General features: G+C 35.8%; 17 protein-coding genes. 5 read left to right on the top strand and 12 right to left on the bottom strand.

The genetic code is table 11. The features are described 5' to 3' along the window. Positions 1-14: 14 nt before the first annotated feature. From EKM79_RS02840 to EKM79_RS02850, 3 genes are all read left to right on the top strand, one after another. Positions 15-1,355: a C1 family peptidase gene (locus EKM79_RS02840; RefSeq protein WP_125565689.1), complete on the top strand. Its 1,341-nt coding sequence runs from the start codon at positions 15-17 to the stop codon at positions 1,353-1,355. Positions 1,356-1,506: 151 nt separating this feature from the next. Then, positions 1,507-3,939, top strand: a complete 2,433-nt coding sequence (locus EKM79_RS02845) for a Xaa-Pro dipeptidyl-peptidase (RefSeq protein WP_125565691.1) — start codon at positions 1,507-1,509, stop codon at positions 3,937-3,939. Positions 3,940-4,062: 123 nt separating this feature from the next. Then, positions 4,063-6,147, top strand: coding sequence for a KUP/HAK/KT family potassium transporter (locus EKM79_RS02850; RefSeq protein ID WP_125565693.1), 2,085 nt, complete (start codon positions 4,063-4,065; stop codon positions 6,145-6,147). 39 nt (positions 6,148-6,186) lie between these two features. Here EKM79_RS02850 and EKM79_RS02855 read toward each other — a convergent pair whose 3' ends face one another. From EKM79_RS02855 to EKM79_RS02865, 3 genes are all read right to left on the bottom strand, one after another. Then, positions 6,187-6,855, bottom strand: a complete 669-nt coding sequence (locus tag EKM79_RS02855) for a 2,3-bisphosphoglycerate-dependent phosphoglycerate mutase (protein WP_125565695.1) — start codon at positions 6,853-6,855, stop codon at positions 6,187-6,189. A gap of 103 nt (positions 6,856-6,958) precedes the next feature. Continuing rightward, complete coding sequence (locus tag EKM79_RS02860; RefSeq protein ID WP_125565697.1) at positions 6,959-7,837, bottom strand: cation diffusion facilitator family transporter; 879 nt, start codon at positions 7,835-7,837, stop codon at positions 6,959-6,961. 98 nt (positions 7,838-7,935) lie between these two features. After that, positions 7,936-8,148 carry a hypothetical protein gene (locus EKM79_RS02865; protein ID WP_125565699.1) on the bottom strand — a complete coding sequence of 71 codons (213 nt, stop codon included), beginning with the start codon at positions 8,146-8,148 and terminating at the stop codon, positions 7,936-7,938. A gap of 235 nt (positions 8,149-8,383) precedes the next feature. Here EKM79_RS02865 and EKM79_RS02870 point away from each other — a divergent pair, with 235 nt between their 5' ends. Then, positions 8,384-9,199 carry a DUF4352 domain-containing protein gene (locus EKM79_RS02870; RefSeq protein WP_125565701.1) on the top strand — a complete coding sequence of 272 codons (816 nt, stop codon included), beginning with the start codon at positions 8,384-8,386 and terminating at the stop codon, positions 9,197-9,199. Positions 9,200-9,363: 164 nt separating this feature from the next. Here EKM79_RS02870 and EKM79_RS02875 read toward each other — a convergent pair whose 3' ends face one another. The 5 genes from EKM79_RS02875 to EKM79_RS02895 form a co-directional block, all read right to left on the bottom strand. Next, positions 9,364-10,095: a CPBP family intramembrane glutamic endopeptidase gene (locus tag EKM79_RS02875; protein ID WP_125565703.1), complete on the bottom strand. Its 732-nt coding sequence runs from the start codon at positions 10,093-10,095 to the stop codon at positions 9,364-9,366. Between the two features lie 204 nt (positions 10,096-10,299). Further along, positions 10,300-10,680, bottom strand: coding sequence for a DUF956 family protein (locus EKM79_RS02880; RefSeq protein ID WP_125565705.1), 381 nt, complete (start codon positions 10,678-10,680; stop codon positions 10,300-10,302). Positions 10,681-10,790: 110 nt separating this feature from the next. Beyond that, positions 10,791-11,702, bottom strand: coding sequence for a PTS system mannose/fructose/sorbose family transporter subunit IID (locus EKM79_RS02885; protein WP_125565707.1), 912 nt, complete (start codon positions 11,700-11,702; stop codon positions 10,791-10,793). Between the two features lie 18 nt (positions 11,703-11,720). Then, positions 11,721-12,530 carry a PTS mannose/fructose/sorbose transporter subunit IIC gene (locus EKM79_RS02890; protein ID WP_125565709.1) on the bottom strand — a complete coding sequence of 270 codons (810 nt, stop codon included), beginning with the start codon at positions 12,528-12,530 and terminating at the stop codon, positions 11,721-11,723. A 29-nt stretch (positions 12,531-12,559) separates the two neighbouring features. Beyond that, a complete protein-coding gene (locus EKM79_RS02895; protein ID WP_125565711.1) occupies positions 12,560-13,534 on the bottom strand; it encodes a mannose/fructose/sorbose PTS transporter subunit IIA in 975 nt (324 codons plus the stop codon). A gap of 665 nt (positions 13,535-14,199) precedes the next feature. Between EKM79_RS02895 and EKM79_RS02900 the strand changes: the two genes are divergently transcribed. Then, positions 14,200-14,733 carry an NADPH-dependent FMN reductase gene (locus EKM79_RS02900; protein WP_125565713.1) on the top strand — a complete coding sequence of 178 codons (534 nt, stop codon included), beginning with the start codon at positions 14,200-14,202 and terminating at the stop codon, positions 14,731-14,733. 146 nt (positions 14,734-14,879) lie between these two features. Here EKM79_RS02900 and nox read toward each other — a convergent pair whose 3' ends face one another. The 4 genes from nox to EKM79_RS02920 all read right to left on the bottom strand — a co-directional run bounded on the left by nox (position 14,880) and on the right by EKM79_RS02920 (position 18,884). Next, the gene (gene nox / locus EKM79_RS02905) at positions 14,880-16,211 is read right to left on the bottom strand and encodes a H2O-forming NADH oxidase (protein ID WP_125565715.1); all 1,332 of its coding nucleotides are present in this window, start codon (positions 16,209-16,211) and stop codon (positions 14,880-14,882) included. A gap of 100 nt (positions 16,212-16,311) precedes the next feature. Beyond that, entirely contained in the window at positions 16,312-16,608 is a 297-nt protein-coding gene (locus EKM79_RS02910) for a BMC domain-containing protein (RefSeq protein ID WP_125565717.1), read from the bottom strand. Between the two features lie 12 nt (positions 16,609-16,620). Further along, positions 16,621-17,310 carry a phosphate propanoyltransferase gene (gene pduL, locus EKM79_RS02915; RefSeq protein ID WP_125565719.1) on the bottom strand — a complete coding sequence of 230 codons (690 nt, stop codon included), beginning with the start codon at positions 17,308-17,310 and terminating at the stop codon, positions 16,621-16,623. Between the two features lie 17 nt (positions 17,311-17,327). Continuing rightward, complete coding sequence (locus EKM79_RS02920) at positions 17,328-18,884, bottom strand: acetaldehyde dehydrogenase (acetylating) (protein WP_125565721.1); 1,557 nt, start codon at positions 18,882-18,884, stop codon at positions 17,328-17,330. Between the last annotated feature and the right edge of the window lie 20 nt (positions 18,885-18,904).

Below are 18,904 nucleotides of genomic sequence, written 5' to 3' on the forward strand. Positions count from 1 at the left end.
AAGGGAGAGATTTTATGAAGGAAATTACTTCAAAAGAACTAGAAAAATTTCAAACTGCCTTTGAACAAACACCAGGTTCATCCGCAATAAAAAATGCTGTGGCTAACAATGGTATTTTACAATCCAGCGAAACAATTGCTTCCAAAGTGGCAATGGATCCAACTTTCTCAGTTGAATTAGATACTGGTTCAGTATCTGACCAAAAGCAATCTGGATTATGCTGGGTATTTGCTGCTTTAAATACAATGAGACACCCTATCCAAGCAAAGTTCAAAATCAAAGGTTTCGAACTTTCAGAAGGTTACATGCTATTTTGGGACAAACTAGAAAAATCAAACTTCTTCTATGAAAATGTTATTAATACTGCTGCCCTTCCGGTTGGCGATCGTAAAGTTGACTTCTTAATGACAACTCCTCAACAAGACGGTGGTCAATGGGATATGATTATGGCATTGGTACAAAAATATGGTGTAGTTCCTAAGAGTGTTATGCCCGATACATACAGTAGAACAAAATCATCAGAACTAAATACTGTTCTTAATACAAAATTACGTAAGAATGCCATCACACTACGCGAAATGATCAATTCTGGTAAATCTGAAGAAGATGTTGAACGTGTTAAAGATGAAATGTTGAGCGAAATCTATAAGATTTTGGTGTACACAGTTGGAGAACCACCTACAAAATTCGACTGGGCATACCGTGATGATGACAAAAATTATCACAAAGAATCTGGTATTACACCACAAGAATTCTTCAAAAAGTATGTTGGTTGGGATCTAGATAGCTATATCTCAACAATTAACGCACCTACATCTGACAAGCCATACAATCACGTATATACAGTTGAAATGCTTGGCAACGTCTTGGGTGGTCGTCAAGTTCGTCATTTGAATCTTGAAATCAATGACTTCAAGAACTTAGCAGTTAAACAACTACAAGATGGCGAGGCTGTTTGGTTCGGTAGTGATGTTGGACAAAGTTCTGACCGTAAAATTGGTATCATGGATACTAATATTTATGATATCGAAGGATTATTCAACACTGACCTTTCAATGACAAAAGCTGAAAGATTAGACTATATCGAAAGTATGATGACACATGCCATGGTACTAACTGGTGTCGACCTAGACGAAAATGGTAAACCTACTAAGTGGAAGGTTGAAAACTCATGGGGTGAAAAAGTTGGTACTAAAGGCTATTTCGTTATGAGCGACTCTTGGTTTAACGAATATGTTTACCAACTAGTTATAAATAAAAAGTACTTAAGTGATGATCTTAAAAAGACATTCGAAACTGAATCTAAAGAACCTAAGGTTCTTGCTCCTTGGGATCCAATGGGTGCACTAGCTTAAAACAAATAATAATAATAATCTCTATAATTAGTTAATTCCAATATAGAGATTATTTTTTTACCTAAAATCTAATAACGATTTGATGCAGGCTCCTTTTTTTAGTTATCTCAATACCCTATAATGAAAATTATAATAAGAAGGAGTTGCACATATGAAAAACAATCAATTTGCCATTCGTCCAACTGACCTTGACACACAAATACAAGAATTACAGAATCTTCACTTTTTAACTTCTAATAATGAAATGATGGATAAACCTATCGACCTATTCACTGATTTTTTGAGATTAAGCTTTTTAAAGGCAAAATCCAAAGCGGCTTTTGAACAAAAACTATCAACATATATGGCAACACAAAATCAAGACTTACTAGAATATATCACTAGCAACAAAGAAATCTCGATTCAAGCATTTTACAATACAGCCTTGCAACTACTTAGATTTAATCCTGATGTAGATTTTTCGTTTGAAGATCCACTGAGTGCCATGAAAAAAATTCAATTAAAAATTGTCGATCACAAAACAAATTTCATGGGTCTAAATGAATTGAAGTCCGCTTGGTATTGGCTATTAGCCACACACAATAAGGACGGCCAAACCTTTATAGATTCTCTTGCAGCAGATGGTTACTTCGTACCCTTCTATGGTGAGATTGGAAGTCCATTATTATTTAACGGCAAATCTATGCCTGTTTTTAACCCTCACAAATTAATTCGTGAAGTCGTATACGTAGAATCTTCTCAGGATACTGATGAGGATGGAAAGCTAGACTTACTAAAAGCCGAAATACTTCGACCAGCTGAAACTGAAAATGGTCTAAAGGTTCCAACAATATATACAGCTAGTCCATACAATCAAGGTACCAATGATGAGACAGGCGATAAATTAATGCACAATGTCAACGTTCCATTGAAACACAAGGAACCCAATAATTTAGAATACAAAGATATTGAATACAAACAGATTCCAAAAAAATTACCCGATCCTAGAACTGTTAATGGACAAGTAGAAGTCGCTGAAGAGTCATTTGCCAGAGAACAATCTTACACGCTAAATGATTACTTCTTGGCTCGTGGTTTCGCCGTAGTTTATGCAGCTGGAATTGGTACAAAAGATTCGGATGGTGTTCGAACAACTGGTGATCCCGAAGAAACGACTTCTACTGTATCAATTATCGAATGGCTAGCTGGAAACCGTCATGCTTTCACTAATAAGGTTGACAACATTCAAATAAGAGCTTGGTGGTCCAATAAGTTGGTTGCCATGACTGGTAGATCATATCTTGGTACCCTAGCAACTGCCGCCGCAACTTCTGGTGTTGAAGGATTAAAAACAATCATTAGTGAAGCAGCAATTTCCAGCTGGTATGACTACTATCGCGATGGTGGACTAGTTATTGCACCTGGAGGATTTCCAGGAGAAGACGCCGATGTATTAGCCGAAGAAACTTTCAGCCGTCGACTTCAACCCGGTGACTTCAACAAAATAAAACCAATGTGGAATAAAAAATTAAAAGAAATCACTGAAGATCAAGATCGTAACACTGGTGATTACAATACATTTTGGGATGCACGTAACTATCATAAAAATTTCAAAAATATAAAGGCTGATGTTTTAATGGTTCATGGCCTCAATGATTGGAACGTCAAGCCTCGAAATGTTGAGCGATTATGGAACGGTATTCGTCATAACGACGTTATGCAAAAAATCATCTTGCATCAAGGACAACACATCTATATCAATGCATTCCGGTCAATTGATTACACCGACATTATTAACTTATGGCTAACACATGAATTACTTGGTGTAGACAATCAAGCAGAATCTATTATTCCTGATGTAATAATTCAAGATAATGTTAAGACTGAAACTTGGAATAGTTATAGCGACTGGAGTAATGACAACAATCCCAAAATTGAATATCATTTATCAAAAGATAAATTGATTACTGATGAAGTAACGAATGACAAACTCACCTTCAATGATCAATTAAGTGATGAATTATTTCATCGTTACGTAAATCATAACGATGAATGGCAAAAAGATTTAGTTGACATATCAAGTGATAAATTAGCCGACCATCGACTATTATTTACAACTAATAATATAGAAGAAAATGTTATCGATGGGAAAACCATAATTAATTTAAAGGTAGCTTCAAACCATAATATTGGTATGCTTAGCTTCCAATTAATTGATTATGGTGAAGCCAAAAGATTCAAGGCCTCTCCGACACTATTAGCACATAATGGATTAGCTGAAACTTATGATTGGCGTGAAGATGACCTAAGAGAATTCACATATGGACCAAAAACAAATTATAAAATGATAACTAAGGGTCATATTAACTTGCAAAATAGAGATAATACGTATAAAGTTAGCGACCTTGAACCAAATACTTTCTATCCAATATCGGTTGAACTACAACCTACATTTTATCGTATTCCTAAAGGTCACAAATTAGGTTTGGTAATTTATGCAACTGACTTTGGTATGACTGTTCGTGGCAATCAAGACATTAAATACTCAATTCAAACTGGCGAATCTAATATTTTGATCCCCACACATAAGGACAAAATTATTTAAACCAAAAATTGGTTTTAACATTGGTGACAGGGTTGTCTAACTAGACCAAAATTAAAAGGTTCCATGCAACCATTTCTAATGTTATAATCGCCGTTGAACTGTTTAATTTGGAGATTATTTATAATGGAAAAAAATCAATTGAATTCACTAAAAAGTAATCCCCATTCAAAAATGAGCTTTGCTGGATTCCTAATTGCTTTGGGAATCGTGTATGGAGATATCGGAACATCACCTCTATACGTTATGCACTCATTGATGGTGGGAAATGGCGGATTGGATAAAATGTCCACCGACTTTATTTTGGGTAGTGTATCTTTAATATTTTGGACACTTACTTTGGTTACGACCATCAAGTATGTGCTAATCGCATTGCGCGCTGATAACCGTGGTGAAGGTGGTATTTTTGCACTTTACACTTTGGTTAGAAAACGTGCAAAATGGCTACTGATACCAGCTATGATTGGGGGAGCCACTTTCTTAGCCGATGGAATGATGACGCCAGCCGTTACGGTTACAGCCGCTATAGAAGGATTAAAGGGTATCAAATTCAATAATAACGTGCTGATCAATAATCAGACACAAGTTATTATTATTACTTTGATTATTTTATCTACCCTATTTTTCATTCAAAGATTCGGAACTCAATTAATTGGTCGAGCATTTGGACCTATTATGCTAGTTTGGTTTGCTTTCCTTGGATTGATGGGAATTTATAATATTTCATTTGATTGGACAATTATTCGTGCCCTAAATCCATACTATGCGTTTGAACTACTACGCAGTCCTATGAATATCCGTGGTATTTTTATTCTTGGTAGTATTTTCCTAGCTACTACTGGTGCTGAGGCTCTATATTCAGATATGGGACACGTTGGCCGTCCTAATATATATACTAGTTGGCCTTTCGTTAAAATTTGTTTACTACTAAGTTATCTTGGTCAAGCTACTTGGTTGTTGAGAATCAAAGACAACGCAGCTTTACAACAAATGGGTTCGGCAATGAATCCGTTCTACCAATCAATGCCTGCTAATTTAAGATTATTTGGGATTTTACTATCAGCATTTGCTGCTATCATCGCTTCACAAGCCTTAATCTCTGGTTCATACACGTTAGTATCAGAAGCAACAAAGCTAAGAATTTTCCCACGTTTAAAAACATATTATCCTACAAATTTTAAGGGGCAATTATACATCCCTACAGTTAACTCCATTATCTGGGTAGTTTGTCTATTCATCGTTATATTTTTCAAGACTTCCGAAAACATGTCTAATGCTTACGGACTTGAAATCACAATTACAATGTTGATGACTACCATCTTGCTACATCAATGGCTATTAATGAAACGTGCAAATCGTTTCTTCACTACAATTATCATTAGCTTCTTCTTTATAATCGAAAGTATCTTCTTCGTTACAAACAGTAGCAAATTCATTCACGGTGCTTACATCACTATGGCTATCGCTGCAGTTCTTATCAGCGTTATGTTCATCTGGAGATATGGCGACCGCTTAATGGACGATAATACTTTCAGAAGTCATTTTGCTTCACTGTTGGCCTTTAAACATCAATTAAATGATTTAAGAAAAGATCCAAGTTACCCACTATACACAACTAACTTGGTTTATCTAACAAAGGTTCATGATGGATACCGCATTAAGAAGAATATTTTATATTCAATTCTAGATAAGCGACCAAAACGTGCAGAGGTCTATTGGTTCGTAACTGTAAACGTTACTGACGAACCATATACAGCCGCATATTCAGTTGAGACCTTTGACACAGACTATATGGTCAGCGTTCAATTATATCTAGGATTCCGTGTCGATCAAAAAGTTAACGTATATCTTAGACAAGTTGTTAACGATATGATGTCTAACGGTGAAATTAAGCCACAACCACAAAAATATACAACCATTCCTGATCGTCAAGTTGGAGACTTCTCATTTGTTCTTATAAAGGAAGTTCTTTCACCTGACACTAAAATCAGTGGAATTAAAAAGAGTATCATCCATGCTCGTTTAGCACTACAAAAATTTATTTCGCCTGCCAACTGGTTTGGATTATCATACAGTGATGTAATGGAAGAGCGTGTTCCATTAGTCCTTGGTAAAGTATCAATGAATCGATTACGCTTAGTACGTAAAGATCGTTCTGCGCTACAAGATATTCCAATTGATCAACCTATCGACGACGATGAAGATGAATAACAAAGCAAAAAGCTGATTTCCTTTTGGAAATCAGCTTTTTCATTTACGATTAGTTTTAATAACTTTTAATTTAGAGTCCATTTCATACACCAAAGGAATACCATTAGCGACTTCAACACCATCTATGTCTGTGTCACTGATATTCTCTAAGTATTTGATCAATGCTCTAATCGTACTACCGTGAGCAACAATCAATTGATTTTTACCATCTAATAACTTAGGAACAACGGTATCAAGATAATATGGAACTATTCGCTTGTATGCTTGAAATAAGCTCTCTGAGACGGGCATTACACGTGGATCAAGATACTTGTAAGGTCCAACCGAAGGATCTGGCTCACGCAACTTTGGAGGCATTGTATAATAACTACGACGCCAAAGTCTAACTTGTTCTACACCATATTCCTCTCTTGTAACATCTTTGTTCTGTCCTCTAAGAGCACCGTAATGGCGTTCATTTAATCTCCATGATTTAATAATTGGTGCATAATTAATATTCAAATCATCCTGAATAATATAAGCAGTCATGATGGCACGTTTTAGAACCGATGTATGAACACATCGAATATCCATATTCTGTATTTGTGCAGCAGCCTCATGAGCCTGATTAATTCCCTTTTGTGTTAACTCAACATCGTTCCAGCCAGTATAATCATTAGTTGCATTAGCTGTACTCTGTCCATGTCTTACCATGATAAGTTTTACCATATTCCGACATTACCAACTTTCTTGCAGTATTCCTTTCTATATTATCACAAAAAAATGAATGAAAATTCTTTATTGATTTTCATTCATTTTTTTATTTATATTTTTAATCTATCATTGGCTCGCCTAATCCTCTAGTACATTCAGCTTGCAAAGTAACATGTGATACTCCAAATTTTTCTTTCAGAAGTTTATCAACTTGATCATAAACAACCTCAAGCTGATCCATATTACATTTCTTTCGAACATTTATGTGTGCATCCAAAATAATAAAATTCTCATCTATCATCCACACATGAACATGATGAATTCCCACAACATCTGGAACTGTTAAGACAGCCTTCTTAACAGCCTCTAAATCGATCTCAGGGCTTGCTTCCATCAATATATTGATAGTTTCCTTAACAACATCAAAAGCTTCTTTAAGAAGCCATATTGCAATAATTATCGTAATTGCTGGATCAACCCAATTCCAATTAAATAAAGTAACAAAAATAGATGCTATAAACACCCCTACAGATGACAAGGTGTCGGATAACATATGTAAGAAGGTCGCTTTGATATTCAAGTTATTCTTCGAACCAGACCATAGTGCTAACATTGAGATCAAATTAGCTAACAAACCAATAATTGAGACGATCATCATTAGTGTTCCATTAATGTGTTGTGGAGTTTGAAATCTTCTAATCGATTCAATGATCATCAAAATAGTAATAATAATTAATATGCTGGAATTAACAAAGGCAGCTAGAATTTCCGCCCTCTTATATCCAAATGTCTTCTCTGAATTATTTTGACGACGTCCAATTACATTGGCAACATAAGAAATGACGATTGAGATCGAATCTTCTAGATTATGGATAGCATCTGAAAGAAGACCCAAACTGCCCGATATAATGCCTCCAAAGAATTCTGCAATGGTTATAACTAAGTTCAACATAGTGACAGCTAAGAACCTCTTACCAGTGATTTTTGTGTGATCCATGGCATCACTTCCTTTTGATTCCATCTTACCATTTTCAAAAAAAATGCAAAAAAAATAAGCCGATCTGACACTCGACTTATTTTATGAAAAATTTGTCCTTACTTAGTTACAGCTGGTTTAGCTACAACTTTGATTGGATGAGCTACATCAATAATATCAGAGAATCTATTTGTTACATAGTCTCTCATACTGTCACTAGCTTCTCTCTTAGAAACATTGTGACAAATGCGCTTCTTAGCAATACGTTGGCCTGTCTTATCTAAGAAATTGCATGTTACTTCATAATCACCATGATTACCAAAAAACAACATTATTGTGACCCCCTTTTATAAAATGATAAACACCCCTGATGTTTCGACCAGATATTTATACCACTTTCCAGAAGACTATACAACACCTTTTGATTAAATTTCTTCAAAAAAGTTTTTTAAGCAATAGTTCTTATTTTCCATGAAAAAAAATATGATATTATTGTTAATAAGTAGTAAATCGTTTACTTAAATATGTTTAGTTATCTTTGGAGATACATATCTTAGGGAGAAAATCATGGATAGACGTACTAATATGGAAAATAAAAATAATCGTTCTAATAACTCACAGAGCCGATCAAGCCGTAATATGCAACGGAGTAACAATCAAGGTAATAATTTAAGTCGGTCTGATCGTGGTTCAATGCGACGCCAAAATATGCCTTTTTATCAGAAAAACTCATTTATTGTTTCAATGATTATTGCAGCCATTGTAGTGATCGTTGCAGGTATAATGATTTGGCGTGTCAACACTTCTAGAGATACTACAAGCAAGCCAAATAACATTGAAAAAGTTAAACCAAGTAAGAAGAAAACTGCAAAAAAAGCAACTACTAAGAAAAAAGCTGAAAAACAAAACCCACAAAAAGCAAAAGATGAAACTAAAGACAAGCCTAATGATCAAAAAGAAGAAACCAAAGAAAACTCTGTTAACAATCCGGGAACTTATAATAAATTAAGTTATAATACTGATTGGTTTACCTTCAAATTATCAAATGACGTAAAATTAGTAAAAAATGCTAATGGCGAAGCCTCACTTTTAGTAAAATATAATTACACAAACAAAACTCAATCTGCACAAATACCGCAGCAAGTACAAGCCAACTCAATCATTCTAAAACAAGATGATAAACAGCTTGAACCTACATCAGCTACTGGTGATTATGCCGACTTAGTAAATGCCACAAACACTCAACAGGTACAACCTGGTAAGAGCTTTGACGGCGCCCTACTAGTCAAGGTTAATAATACTGACTCAGACGTTAATATGTACTTCAGAAATATCAAAACTAACGACTTAATGGACACTATGCAACCATTCAAATTGAAATAATAAGTCTGGGACAAAACTATTATTGTCTTTAAAAATACAGCATAAACGTGGAACCAAACATAGCTTTTTCTGCTTAAACCAAATTACTCCAGCAATCCAAAATCGGATTACTGGAGTAATTTTTTGCCTTAATGCTCGAAAGCTGAACATATTTTATCCCACTCTCAATTTACTATTAATCCTTTAGTTTGCTTACGAGCAATAATCACGGTCAATATTAACCAAATAATACAAACAATCAATGCTGACACTGAAAATTCCATCCTAGCTGCCTCTCTAAGCGTGCTCGGTGATAATAATGGGAACACGTCCTTGAGCATGTGCAAAGCCACTACAAGTAGCAAATTATTTGTTTTGACGTATATTGCACCTAACAATAATCCGAAGGAAATTGCAAAAATCACTTGAATTGATACATACCCAAAAGATATACTCCTTAAATTAATTAAATGCATTAATCCAAAAAGTACGCTGGAACCAATTACCGCGCGGTAAGCATTACCTTTAAATTGCCTTAAGAATAGTGGGATGAGTAATCCTCGGAAGCAAAATTCTTCAGCCAAACCCACTAGTATTGACATTAAAATAACATCAAATTTAAAGCTCATATCATCAACGTAAAACATTGCTACACTTGAGTATCCAACAAAGATGATTGTCGGCAAAGCCGTACTCAGTTGAGCAAGTATCTTACTAGGATTAAACCAATTTATACGTTGATGAAGCCAAAAATGATTAAATAAATACGCGACTAAAAAAACGATTAAATCAGCTAATCCTTGTTTAATATTAGCTGATAATCCAGACGGTATAATTACTGCCGAAAGATACAACATAACTGGAAATATCAACCATACTATAAATATTTCTAGAGGCGAAGATTTAAAAATTTTCAATTTATTTGCCCCACGATTTCTTTTTGATTAAGTTTAACATTTTTAATTATTTTTAAAAACAGTTTGACATGGAACGCGTTCGATATAGTAATCTAAAGACGTCGAGAACAAATCCTCAATATATTTTGAAAGATACTCACCCTTCAATGATTCTTTCAAGTTGATTATTTAAATAATGCAAAAATAATAGACGCCAAATGGCGTCTATTTGTTCTTTCTAGTGAATATATTCTTTAATGCGCGACCGATCACTTGGAAGAATCCTAGTGATTGGACAATGTCATTAGGATTAATATATTTACGAATAGTACGAAGTGCTTTTTTAGGATCTTTCGATGAAAATGTAAATAAACCATTCTTCTTAGTCTTAAAGGCATAGCGAGGAATCCACTTTCCCTTAAATATAACTGAAACTATAACCTTATCTACTTCATTCCAAGGAATTTGAATAAAATTTTTCTTATCTCGATCACTATAAAATTCAAATCCCTTATCTCCAATCATGATTTTACCATATTCAGATAATCCCATATGAGAGGTTCCATCAATGACAAGATCAGCCTTTGTATTGATTGATTGGACCATTTAATCCACTCCATTTCTCTGATGATTAATAATTAATCACATTATACAACTAAAAAAGGATGAACCCATAAGAGTCCATCCAATAAGGAGCCAAATGCTCGATTAAATTATTACATAATATGAATTACGTGAAGAAGAACACCGACTACGAATAGTCCAAGAATAATAACGATTGGTGAAACCTTCTTCTTTAGTAACCACATACAGAATAATGTTAGAAGCAAAGCAGCCAAACCTGGTACCAATTGATCCAAGTTATCTTGCAATGTTGTAACTTTGTGAGCTGTCAATGATAGACCAGCTTTTTGTTGAATAAGAGCTTCCTTAACACCTTGTGCACCTGCTGGAAGATGTGCCCAATCAATAAAGGCACCTTTGTCAAGTTTAACTGTAGAAACAGTTGGTGTGAACTTAACAACAACCCAACGGTTAATCAAGGATCCTAGAATAAACATACCTAGAATTGAAGCACCCTTAGTAATGTCTTGTAGCAAACCACCAGACATATCTTCTGTGATAGCTGAACCGGCTTTGTAACCTAGTTCTTGTGTGTACCACATGAATCCCATACGAATTGCATTCCATACAACGAAATAAATGATTGGTCCTAAGATACTACCTGTCATAGCTAGTGATGCAGCTAAAGCGCCAACAATAGGCTTAACAGTGAACCAGAACACAGGATCACCAATACCAGCCAAAGGACCCATCATACCAACTTTAACACCTTGGATAGCAACGTCATCAACGGGAGCACCATTAGCACGTTCCTCTTCAAGAGCCATAGTAACACCAAGAATTGGTGAAGCTAAGTATGGGTGACAATTAAAGAATTCCAAGTGACGCTTCAAAGCAGCGGCACGGTCTTCTTTAGTTGTATATAATTTTTTAAGTGCTGGAATCATTGAATATGCCCAGCCACCGTTTTGCATACGTTCATAGTTCCATGAACCTTGGATGAAAGTTGAACGCCACCAAACGGAGATTCTATCTTTTTTAGATAACTTTATTTCTTCTGCCATTTTTATTCTTCCTCCGTCCTAGTAATTATCTATAATATCGCCAACTGGATCACCGGTGTTTGAACCTCCACCGCCATTGTTTGAGCCACCACTCTTAGAAAGAGTTAAGTAGATCAAGGCAAGTGAAATACCGATAGTACCAAGTGCGATAAGTGTAAGATCTGTAACTGTAGCTAGAACGAAACCAATTGCGAAGAATGGCCATACTTCCTTAGAAGCCATCATGTTGATAACCATTGCATAACCAACAGCAACAACCATACCACCACCAATGGCAAGACCATCAGTTAGCCATGTAGGCATTGCTTGTAGCATAGCTCTAACAGGACCAGCACCGATTGCAAGAATCAATGCTGCAGGAATAGCGATACGAATACCTTGTAAACAAATAGCAATAATTTGCCACATTTCAATCTTTCTAAAACTACCTTCTTCAGCAGCTTTATCCATGATATGAACAATACCAGTTACGATTGTACGAACGATGATTGTTAGTAACAAACCAGCAACGGCAAGTGGAACAGCGATAGCGATAGCTGAAGAAACACCAGCCTTACCCTCGCCACCAAGTACCAAAATAATTGCAGAAGCAACAGATGCCAAAGCAGCATCAGGAGCAACAGCGGCACCGATATTAGCCCAACCTAAGGCGATCATTTGTAGTGAACCACCTAAGATCAAGCAAGGTACTAAATTACCTGTAACTAAGCCGATCAATGTACATGCGATAACAGGTTGATGGAAATGGAATTCATCAAGAATACCTTCCATACCAGCTAGGAATGATACTAGAACGACTAATACAATTTGAATAGCATTTAATTGCATAAGTATTAACCCTCCATAATAATTAAAAATTATTTACTCTTATTAATTTCTTCTTGAGCTTTATTTAAGATTGCATCCATGTTGTCCTTTGAGTCTGTTGGGACTTTACGAACATCAAACTTAACACCCTTATCCTCAAGCTTTTTGAATGTATCAATATCATCTTGGTCAAAAGCCAAAACCTTATTAGGTTGAACTTTACCAGTTGAGTGAGCCATTGATCCAACGTTAAGCTCTTTCAATGGCACACCACCTTCAATAGCACGTAGTGCATCTTGAGGTGTTTCGAATAATAGCAAGGCACGTTGACCACCAAAGTGCTTGTCGTCCTTAGCTAATTTGATCATTTGGTCAACTGGTACAACGTGAGCCTTAACACCAACTGGTGCAGCTTGTTGAATCAATTGCGTACGCAAATCATCCTTAGCAACAGCATCAGATACAACGATAATACGTGTAGGTGTTACTGATTTTGACCAAGCAGTAGCAACTTGTCCATGAAGTAAACGTGAATCAATACGTGCTAAGACGTAATCAAATGATCCAGGTTTACCAGCATTAGCGGAGTTGTCAACAGGTGCAGCAGCTTTAGCCTCTTTAGGTTGAAGAGCTTCTGGGCGAACCTTAACCCCTTCCTTTGCTGTTTCAATGATATGTGCAGCAATTTCTTGTGCACTTTCCATTGATAGACGTGAAGCATATGCTTCAATCAACATAGGTAAGTTCAAGCCGGCGACGATTGCCCACTTGTCCTTATGTGCTTCAAACAAGCCATTGACTTGGTTGAAAGGTGTACCACCCCAAAGATCGACTAGGAACAAGACTTGGTCTTGATCTTTAAAAGTTGAAATTGCTTCTTCAAGCTTTGCTTTTAAGTCATCAGGTCCCATATCTGGCATCAATGTAACGGCTTGAACATTCTCTTGTTCACCGAAAATCATTGAACCGGATTGTTTGATACCCTTGGCGAATTCACCGTGACTAGCAATGATAATCCCTACCATCTTTAATCCTCCTTATATATTTGTATGTATTAAATCGCTTACATAAGCTACCTTATGGTAACCAGAACACAAAAATAAAAATGAATTATTTCATAATTAAAACGCTTTAATGAGCTCACCCTTCATGTGAACCCTTTCATAATATCATTTTTTCAGAAAAAAAACACCATTTTAAACAAAAAAAATAAATTGGCACATAATTTGCCAACGGGCAAATTTATAAATATTCGTCTTTTTTTAGTTCATAAAATTTAATAATGGAGTAAAAACACTATAATATAGGCCATAAAGTAACCCACATAAGCGGTATACTCCAAAGTTCATGAACATTCCAATTAAATATCCTTACGTATTAGTATATATTGAAAAGACATATGATTATTCTTTTTTTCATATTTTTGTTCCGTTTATTAAGAAATAATTTATTTTTACATAAGATTGCTTCCGCATAGGATGGTATATCATTAATTTTCATATCAATTCAGTATTCTATTCCACTAACATAAGCTTTTTGAAAATTATTATGAGGTATTATTCTTGATTATGATAAATTATTTCATTGAAAATGGTGACTACTGAATAATTGTATTCAAAAGATATTTAACTTTTGAAGGTGTAAAATATCTGTTCAGGTAATCAAATAATAACTTAAAAGGAATTAGAAAATGAAAAAAGTTGGAATAATAATCGGCAGCAATCGGCCAACACGCATCAGTCTCCAAATAGGTAAATGGGTGCAATCACAACTAAATACACCAGAATTAGACTTTGAATTAATAGACTTAAAAGAAATAAACTTACCATTTCTCGATGAACCTGATCTGCCGGCTAATGGCAATTATAAAAATGAACATACTAAGCAGTGGTCCAAATTAATTAGTAGTTTTGACGGATTTATAATAATCTATCCACAATACAATTGGGGATATCCTGCTGTACTTAAGAATGCCTTAGATTATTTGTATAAAGAATGGGCAAATAAACCAGTTTCTACTATAGTATTCGGTTCACATGGTGGTTACATGGCTGATATGGCACTGAGCTTAGTATTAAAGGGATTGCACATGAATGTACTCAATAGCAAGGCCAGTCTTAATATCACTCCTAATAAACCAATTAATCCTGAAGTGGATTTTAAGGATAATAAATTTGCAATTGAACAAATTAAAAATGCATTTATTGAAGTTTTATCGCGATAAAGCAGACTACGGTATAAACATGCAGCATAAACGCGCGGTAAAACACAACTTCTTCCGTTTAACTACGAATACCCCCGCATTTACTTACGTAAATACGAGGGTATTCTAGGTTATACTCAGAAGTTAAACGTGTTTTTCCACGCTCTTTATTCTGCATTTAAGGCGGCCATTGTTATGTAGTTATATGGCTGATTGAAATGTGGCAAGAAGAAAATATCCAATAATTTAAGTTGATCAATCGTTACCTTTTGTTCAATTGCCAAAGAAAACATGTGAATACCCATAGATATATCTGCAGTAGAACACATTTGTGCTCCTAACACACGACGATTATCGGCATCGTAAACAATACGAATTTTGACTTCCGCATTTTCCTTCATAAATCCTGGCTTTTGGGTATCTTCAAAGTCAGTATATTTAACTTTGAAACCATTCTTTTCGGCCGCTGCAACTGACATCCCTGTTGAAACCATATTCAATCCAAAAATGGAAATTCCGTTTGAACCTTGAACGCCAGTGGCATCTAATTTAGTACCGCCAACATTATGACCAGCAACAATTCCGGAACGTACAGCATTCGTTGCTAAAGCAATATAAGTTGTCTTTTCAAGAGCATTTGAATAAATGGTTGCACAGTCACCAACAGCATAAACTGAAGGATCAGATGTTTGTTGATGATCATCAACAAAATATGCACCATTGCGGAATAATTCCAAATGATCCTTTCCAAGATAATTATTAGGCAAGAATCCAATAGCATTAATTACCAAATCAACTGGATATTCACCTTTGTTAGTTACAACTGCTTCTACTTTGCCATTTCCTTTGTATTCTTGAGCACGCTCATTAAAATGTACATCAATACCATGCTCAGTCAGGTTGTCGTCCATCTTATCAGTAAAATCTTTGTCGTAATAACTTGATAATGAACGATCTGCCGTATCAAATAACAAGACGTTCTTATTACGTCTCTTAACTGCTTCAGCAATCTCAACTCCAATATAGCCAGCACCAATTACAGCAACATTACGTACATCAAAATTGTCTAATAATTTATCGACTGTTTGACCATCCTGAAATAATTTTAAAAAGTGAATATTATCTAAATCAGCACCGGGAATATTAGGTTTTATTGGAACAGATCCCGTTGCCAAAATCAACTTATCATATTTTTCAACAAATGATTTGCCATCTAACGAATTGCAATAAACTCGTTTAGTGAAGAAATCAACTTTCGAAACTGAAGTCTCTAAATAAATCTTGGCTCCCTTAGCTTCAAAATCTTCTTTTTTCGTATAAAAAAGTTTCTCATATGAATCAATCTGGCGTCCAACCCATAATGCCGTTCCACAACCTAAGTAACTCAAATTACTATTTTGATCTATCATAGTTACTTTTTGGTCTGGATAATTATCTAATAAAGTATTTGCGGCTGCTATACCAGCGTGATTTGAACCAATGATAATCGTCTTTGTCATTATTTCACCTGCTTAATCCATCTATTATTAAGTTAAGAAAAAAAGAAGCTGAACCATCTACGAATGATATCCGGTCAGCTTCTTAATTTGAATTTTTAAATTAGTCTTCTGTAACTGCTGCGTTTGTGTGTGGCAAAATTGATTCTACTTCTGCGTGTGGACGAGGAATTACGTGAACTGATAGTAATTCTCCAACACGTTGTGCAGCTGCTGCTCCGGCATCTGTAGCTGCTTTAACGGCACCAACATCTCCACGAACCATAACTGTGACGATACCACCGCCAACTCTTTCTTTACCTACAAGTGTAACGTTAGCAGCCTTTACCATTGAATCCGCTGCTTCAATTGAACCGATTAATCCTTTAGTTTCGATCATACCTAATGCATCTGATTTCATTTTTTATTCCTCCTAATTTTCACTCTTAATAATTTTAATTTTTGTACCCGGTGTAACTCCTAGTGCATTGGCTTCTTCAGTATCAATATGTACCTCTAAGCCGGAATTCGCTTTAGCACGAATAATAACATCTGTTAATGTACCGCCTCTTGGACCATCAAACTTGATTGCAACTGATTCACCGTTTGTAACACCAAATCTAGCTGCTTCTTCTGGAAGCATGTGAATGTGGCGTTTTGCTACAATCACACCTTCTGGAATCTCAAGTGAACCTTTAGGTCCAATAATTGTGATCCCCGGTGTTCCACTTAGGTCGCCTGACAAACGTAGAACTCCTTTAACACCAAGCTTGAATGAATCTCCTTGAAGGATTTCTACTTGGGTTTGGGGACGAACCGGACCTAAGATTCTTACTTTATTGATCATACCTTTAGGTCCACAGATCATAACGCATTCTTTACTTGCATATTGACCTGGTTGAGACAAGTCCTTCAACTTAGTTAGTTGATAACCTGTTCCGAAAAGTTTATCTAATGCATCTTGAGAAAGGTGAATATGTCTATTTGAAATTCCTACTGGAATAGTTTGATCATTAGATGCCGTTGTCGTAGATGATGCGGAATTTGTAATTTTAGCTGCATTACTACTACTTGGGCTTAATTTCTCAAGAAGCGTACCTAATAATTCTTCATAATCTTCCACAGTTTACCCACCTTTCTTTATGCATTCATTTGTGATAATACTTTACGAACTACATCTGACAATTGTTTCAAATCATCATCTGAGAAGTCTTTCTTTGTCTCAGTTGTAGCTTGTGATGCCGGAGCTGTTTGACAGCTTGAACCTTCACAATCTTCATCTGCGCCAAAACTATCAACTAGTTCTGGATGATTGAATGTCTTATCATCCTCTAACAATGTAGTTACATCTTTAAGTCCATATGCAACTTCCTTGATATTTAATAGATGTTTAGGACTTACATTCTCTGATACAGAACTTCCACCATAAGTACCACAGCCCAAGGTAAAGGCAATTGGTAATCCAGTACTGATACCTGTACCACCTTGACTACCACCAGTATTAACAAGGATACGTGATGCTGGTTTGGCAGCAAATTTCAATACCATATCACGATTATTAGTATGAATACTCATCGTATGACCAATACCATTTTGTAGTAGGTCGATACTCAAATGACAAGCTTCTTCCCAATCCTTAACAACGTAGAATCCAAGAACAGTTGTAAGTTTTTCGTATGATAGTGGATAACCTTCACCTACACCACCTTGTTCCCCAATCAACAATGTTGCTGTTGATGGAACTGTGAATCCTGCTGCGTTAGCAATAACTTGTGGAGTACGTCCAACAAATTTTGCGTTCATAGCATGTCCACCATTCTTAAAGAGAACTTTGGTTGCCATCTTTGTTTCTTCAGGTGACATGAAGTATGCACCCTTAGCTTTCAATTCACTGATAACTTCGTCCTTATTTGCTTCTTCACAGATAATTGATTGCTCTGAAGCACAAATTGTTCCGTTATCAAATGTCTTACTTGCTACGATCTTAGCTACAGCGTCTTTAACATTAGCGCTACGTTCGATATATGCTGGAGAATTACCAGCACCAACACCAATGGCTGGTTTACCTGAACTGTATGCAGCTTTAACCATACCAGGACCACCCGTGGCGATGATCAACTTAACTTCTTTAGCATGCATCAATTCATTTGTTGAACCCATTGTCGAATTACCAACACAACTGATAACACCTTCTGGTGCTCCGGCAGCAACAGCTGCACGATTCATCATATCAGCTGCTTTTTTAGTACATTCAGCGGCTGCAGGATGTGGAGCAAAGACGATAGCGTTTCTTGATTTCAAAGCAATCATAGCTTTGAAAATTACTGTTGAAGTTGGGTTTGTTGAAGGTACAATACCAAGAACCAATCCAACTGGTTCAGCAACATCTAGAAGACCTTTCTCTTTGTCCTCATGAATAATACCTACTGTTTTTTCATCTTTAATTTGTTCGTATAGTAATGTTGATGCAGCGTGGTTTTTGTATGCTTTATCAGCTACCTTACCAAAACCTGTTTCATCAACGGCTGCTTTAGCTAAGCTAACAGAGAATTTTTCTGCTGCTATCTTCATGCTTTCAAGAATTGCATTCACTTGCGTTTCATTGAAAGTCGACATTTCAACAGCTGCCTTATGTCCTGCTCTTGCTAAATCACGTGCTTCTTGAATTGAACGTAAATCCTTGTCAAAGTTATTCATTACTGATACTCCTCTACTTC

Source organism: Companilactobacillus insicii (assembly GCF_003946015.1).
Taxonomy (GTDB): Bacteria; Bacillota; Bacilli; order Lactobacillales; family Lactobacillaceae; genus Companilactobacillus; species Companilactobacillus insicii.

Excerpts from the sequence above, each read along its gene's own strand:
- EKM79_RS02840 (WP_125565689.1), top strand. The coding sequence starts at position 15 with ATGAAGGAAATTACTTCAAAAGAACTAGAAAAATTTCAAACTGCCTTT.
- EKM79_RS02865 (WP_125565699.1), bottom strand. The coding sequence starts at position 8,148 with ATGTTGTTTTTTGGTAATCATGGTGATTATGAAGTAACATGCAATTTC.
- EKM79_RS02900 (WP_125565713.1), top strand. The coding sequence starts at position 14,200 with ATGAAAAAAGTTGGAATAATAATCGGCAGCAATCGGCCAACACGCATC.
- EKM79_RS02870 (WP_125565701.1), top strand. The coding sequence starts at position 8,384 with ATGGATAGACGTACTAATATGGAAAATAAAAATAATCGTTCTAATAAC.
- EKM79_RS02910 (WP_125565717.1), bottom strand. The coding sequence starts at position 16,608 with ATGAAATCAGATGCATTAGGTATGATCGAAACTAAAGGATTAATCGGT.
- EKM79_RS02850 (WP_125565693.1), top strand. The coding sequence starts at position 4,063 with ATGGAAAAAAATCAATTGAATTCACTAAAAAGTAATCCCCATTCAAAA.
- nox (WP_125565715.1), bottom strand. The coding sequence starts at position 16,211 with ATGACAAAGACGATTATCATTGGTTCAAATCACGCTGGTATAGCAGCC.
- EKM79_RS02885 (WP_125565707.1), bottom strand. The coding sequence starts at position 11,702 with ATGGCAGAAGAAATAAAGTTATCTAAAAAAGATAGAATCTCCGTTTGG.
- EKM79_RS02920 (WP_125565721.1), bottom strand. The coding sequence starts at position 18,884 with ATGAATAACTTTGACAAGGATTTACGTTCAATTCAAGAAGCACGTGAT.
- EKM79_RS02860 (WP_125565697.1), bottom strand. The coding sequence starts at position 7,837 with ATGGATCACACAAAAATCACTGGTAAGAGGTTCTTAGCTGTCACTATG.
- EKM79_RS02855 (WP_125565695.1), bottom strand. The coding sequence starts at position 6,855 with ATGGTAAAACTTATCATGGTAAGACATGGACAGAGTACAGCTAATGCA.
- EKM79_RS02890 (WP_125565709.1), bottom strand. The coding sequence starts at position 12,530 with ATGCAATTAAATGCTATTCAAATTGTATTAGTCGTTCTAGTATCATTC.
- EKM79_RS02845 (WP_125565691.1), top strand. The coding sequence starts at position 1,507 with ATGAAAAACAATCAATTTGCCATTCGTCCAACTGACCTTGACACACAA.
- EKM79_RS02880 (WP_125565705.1), bottom strand. The coding sequence starts at position 10,680 with ATGGTCCAATCAATCAATACAAAGGCTGATCTTGTCATTGATGGAACC.
- EKM79_RS02895 (WP_125565711.1), bottom strand. The coding sequence starts at position 13,534 with ATGGTAGGGATTATCATTGCTAGTCACGGTGAATTCGCCAAGGGTATC.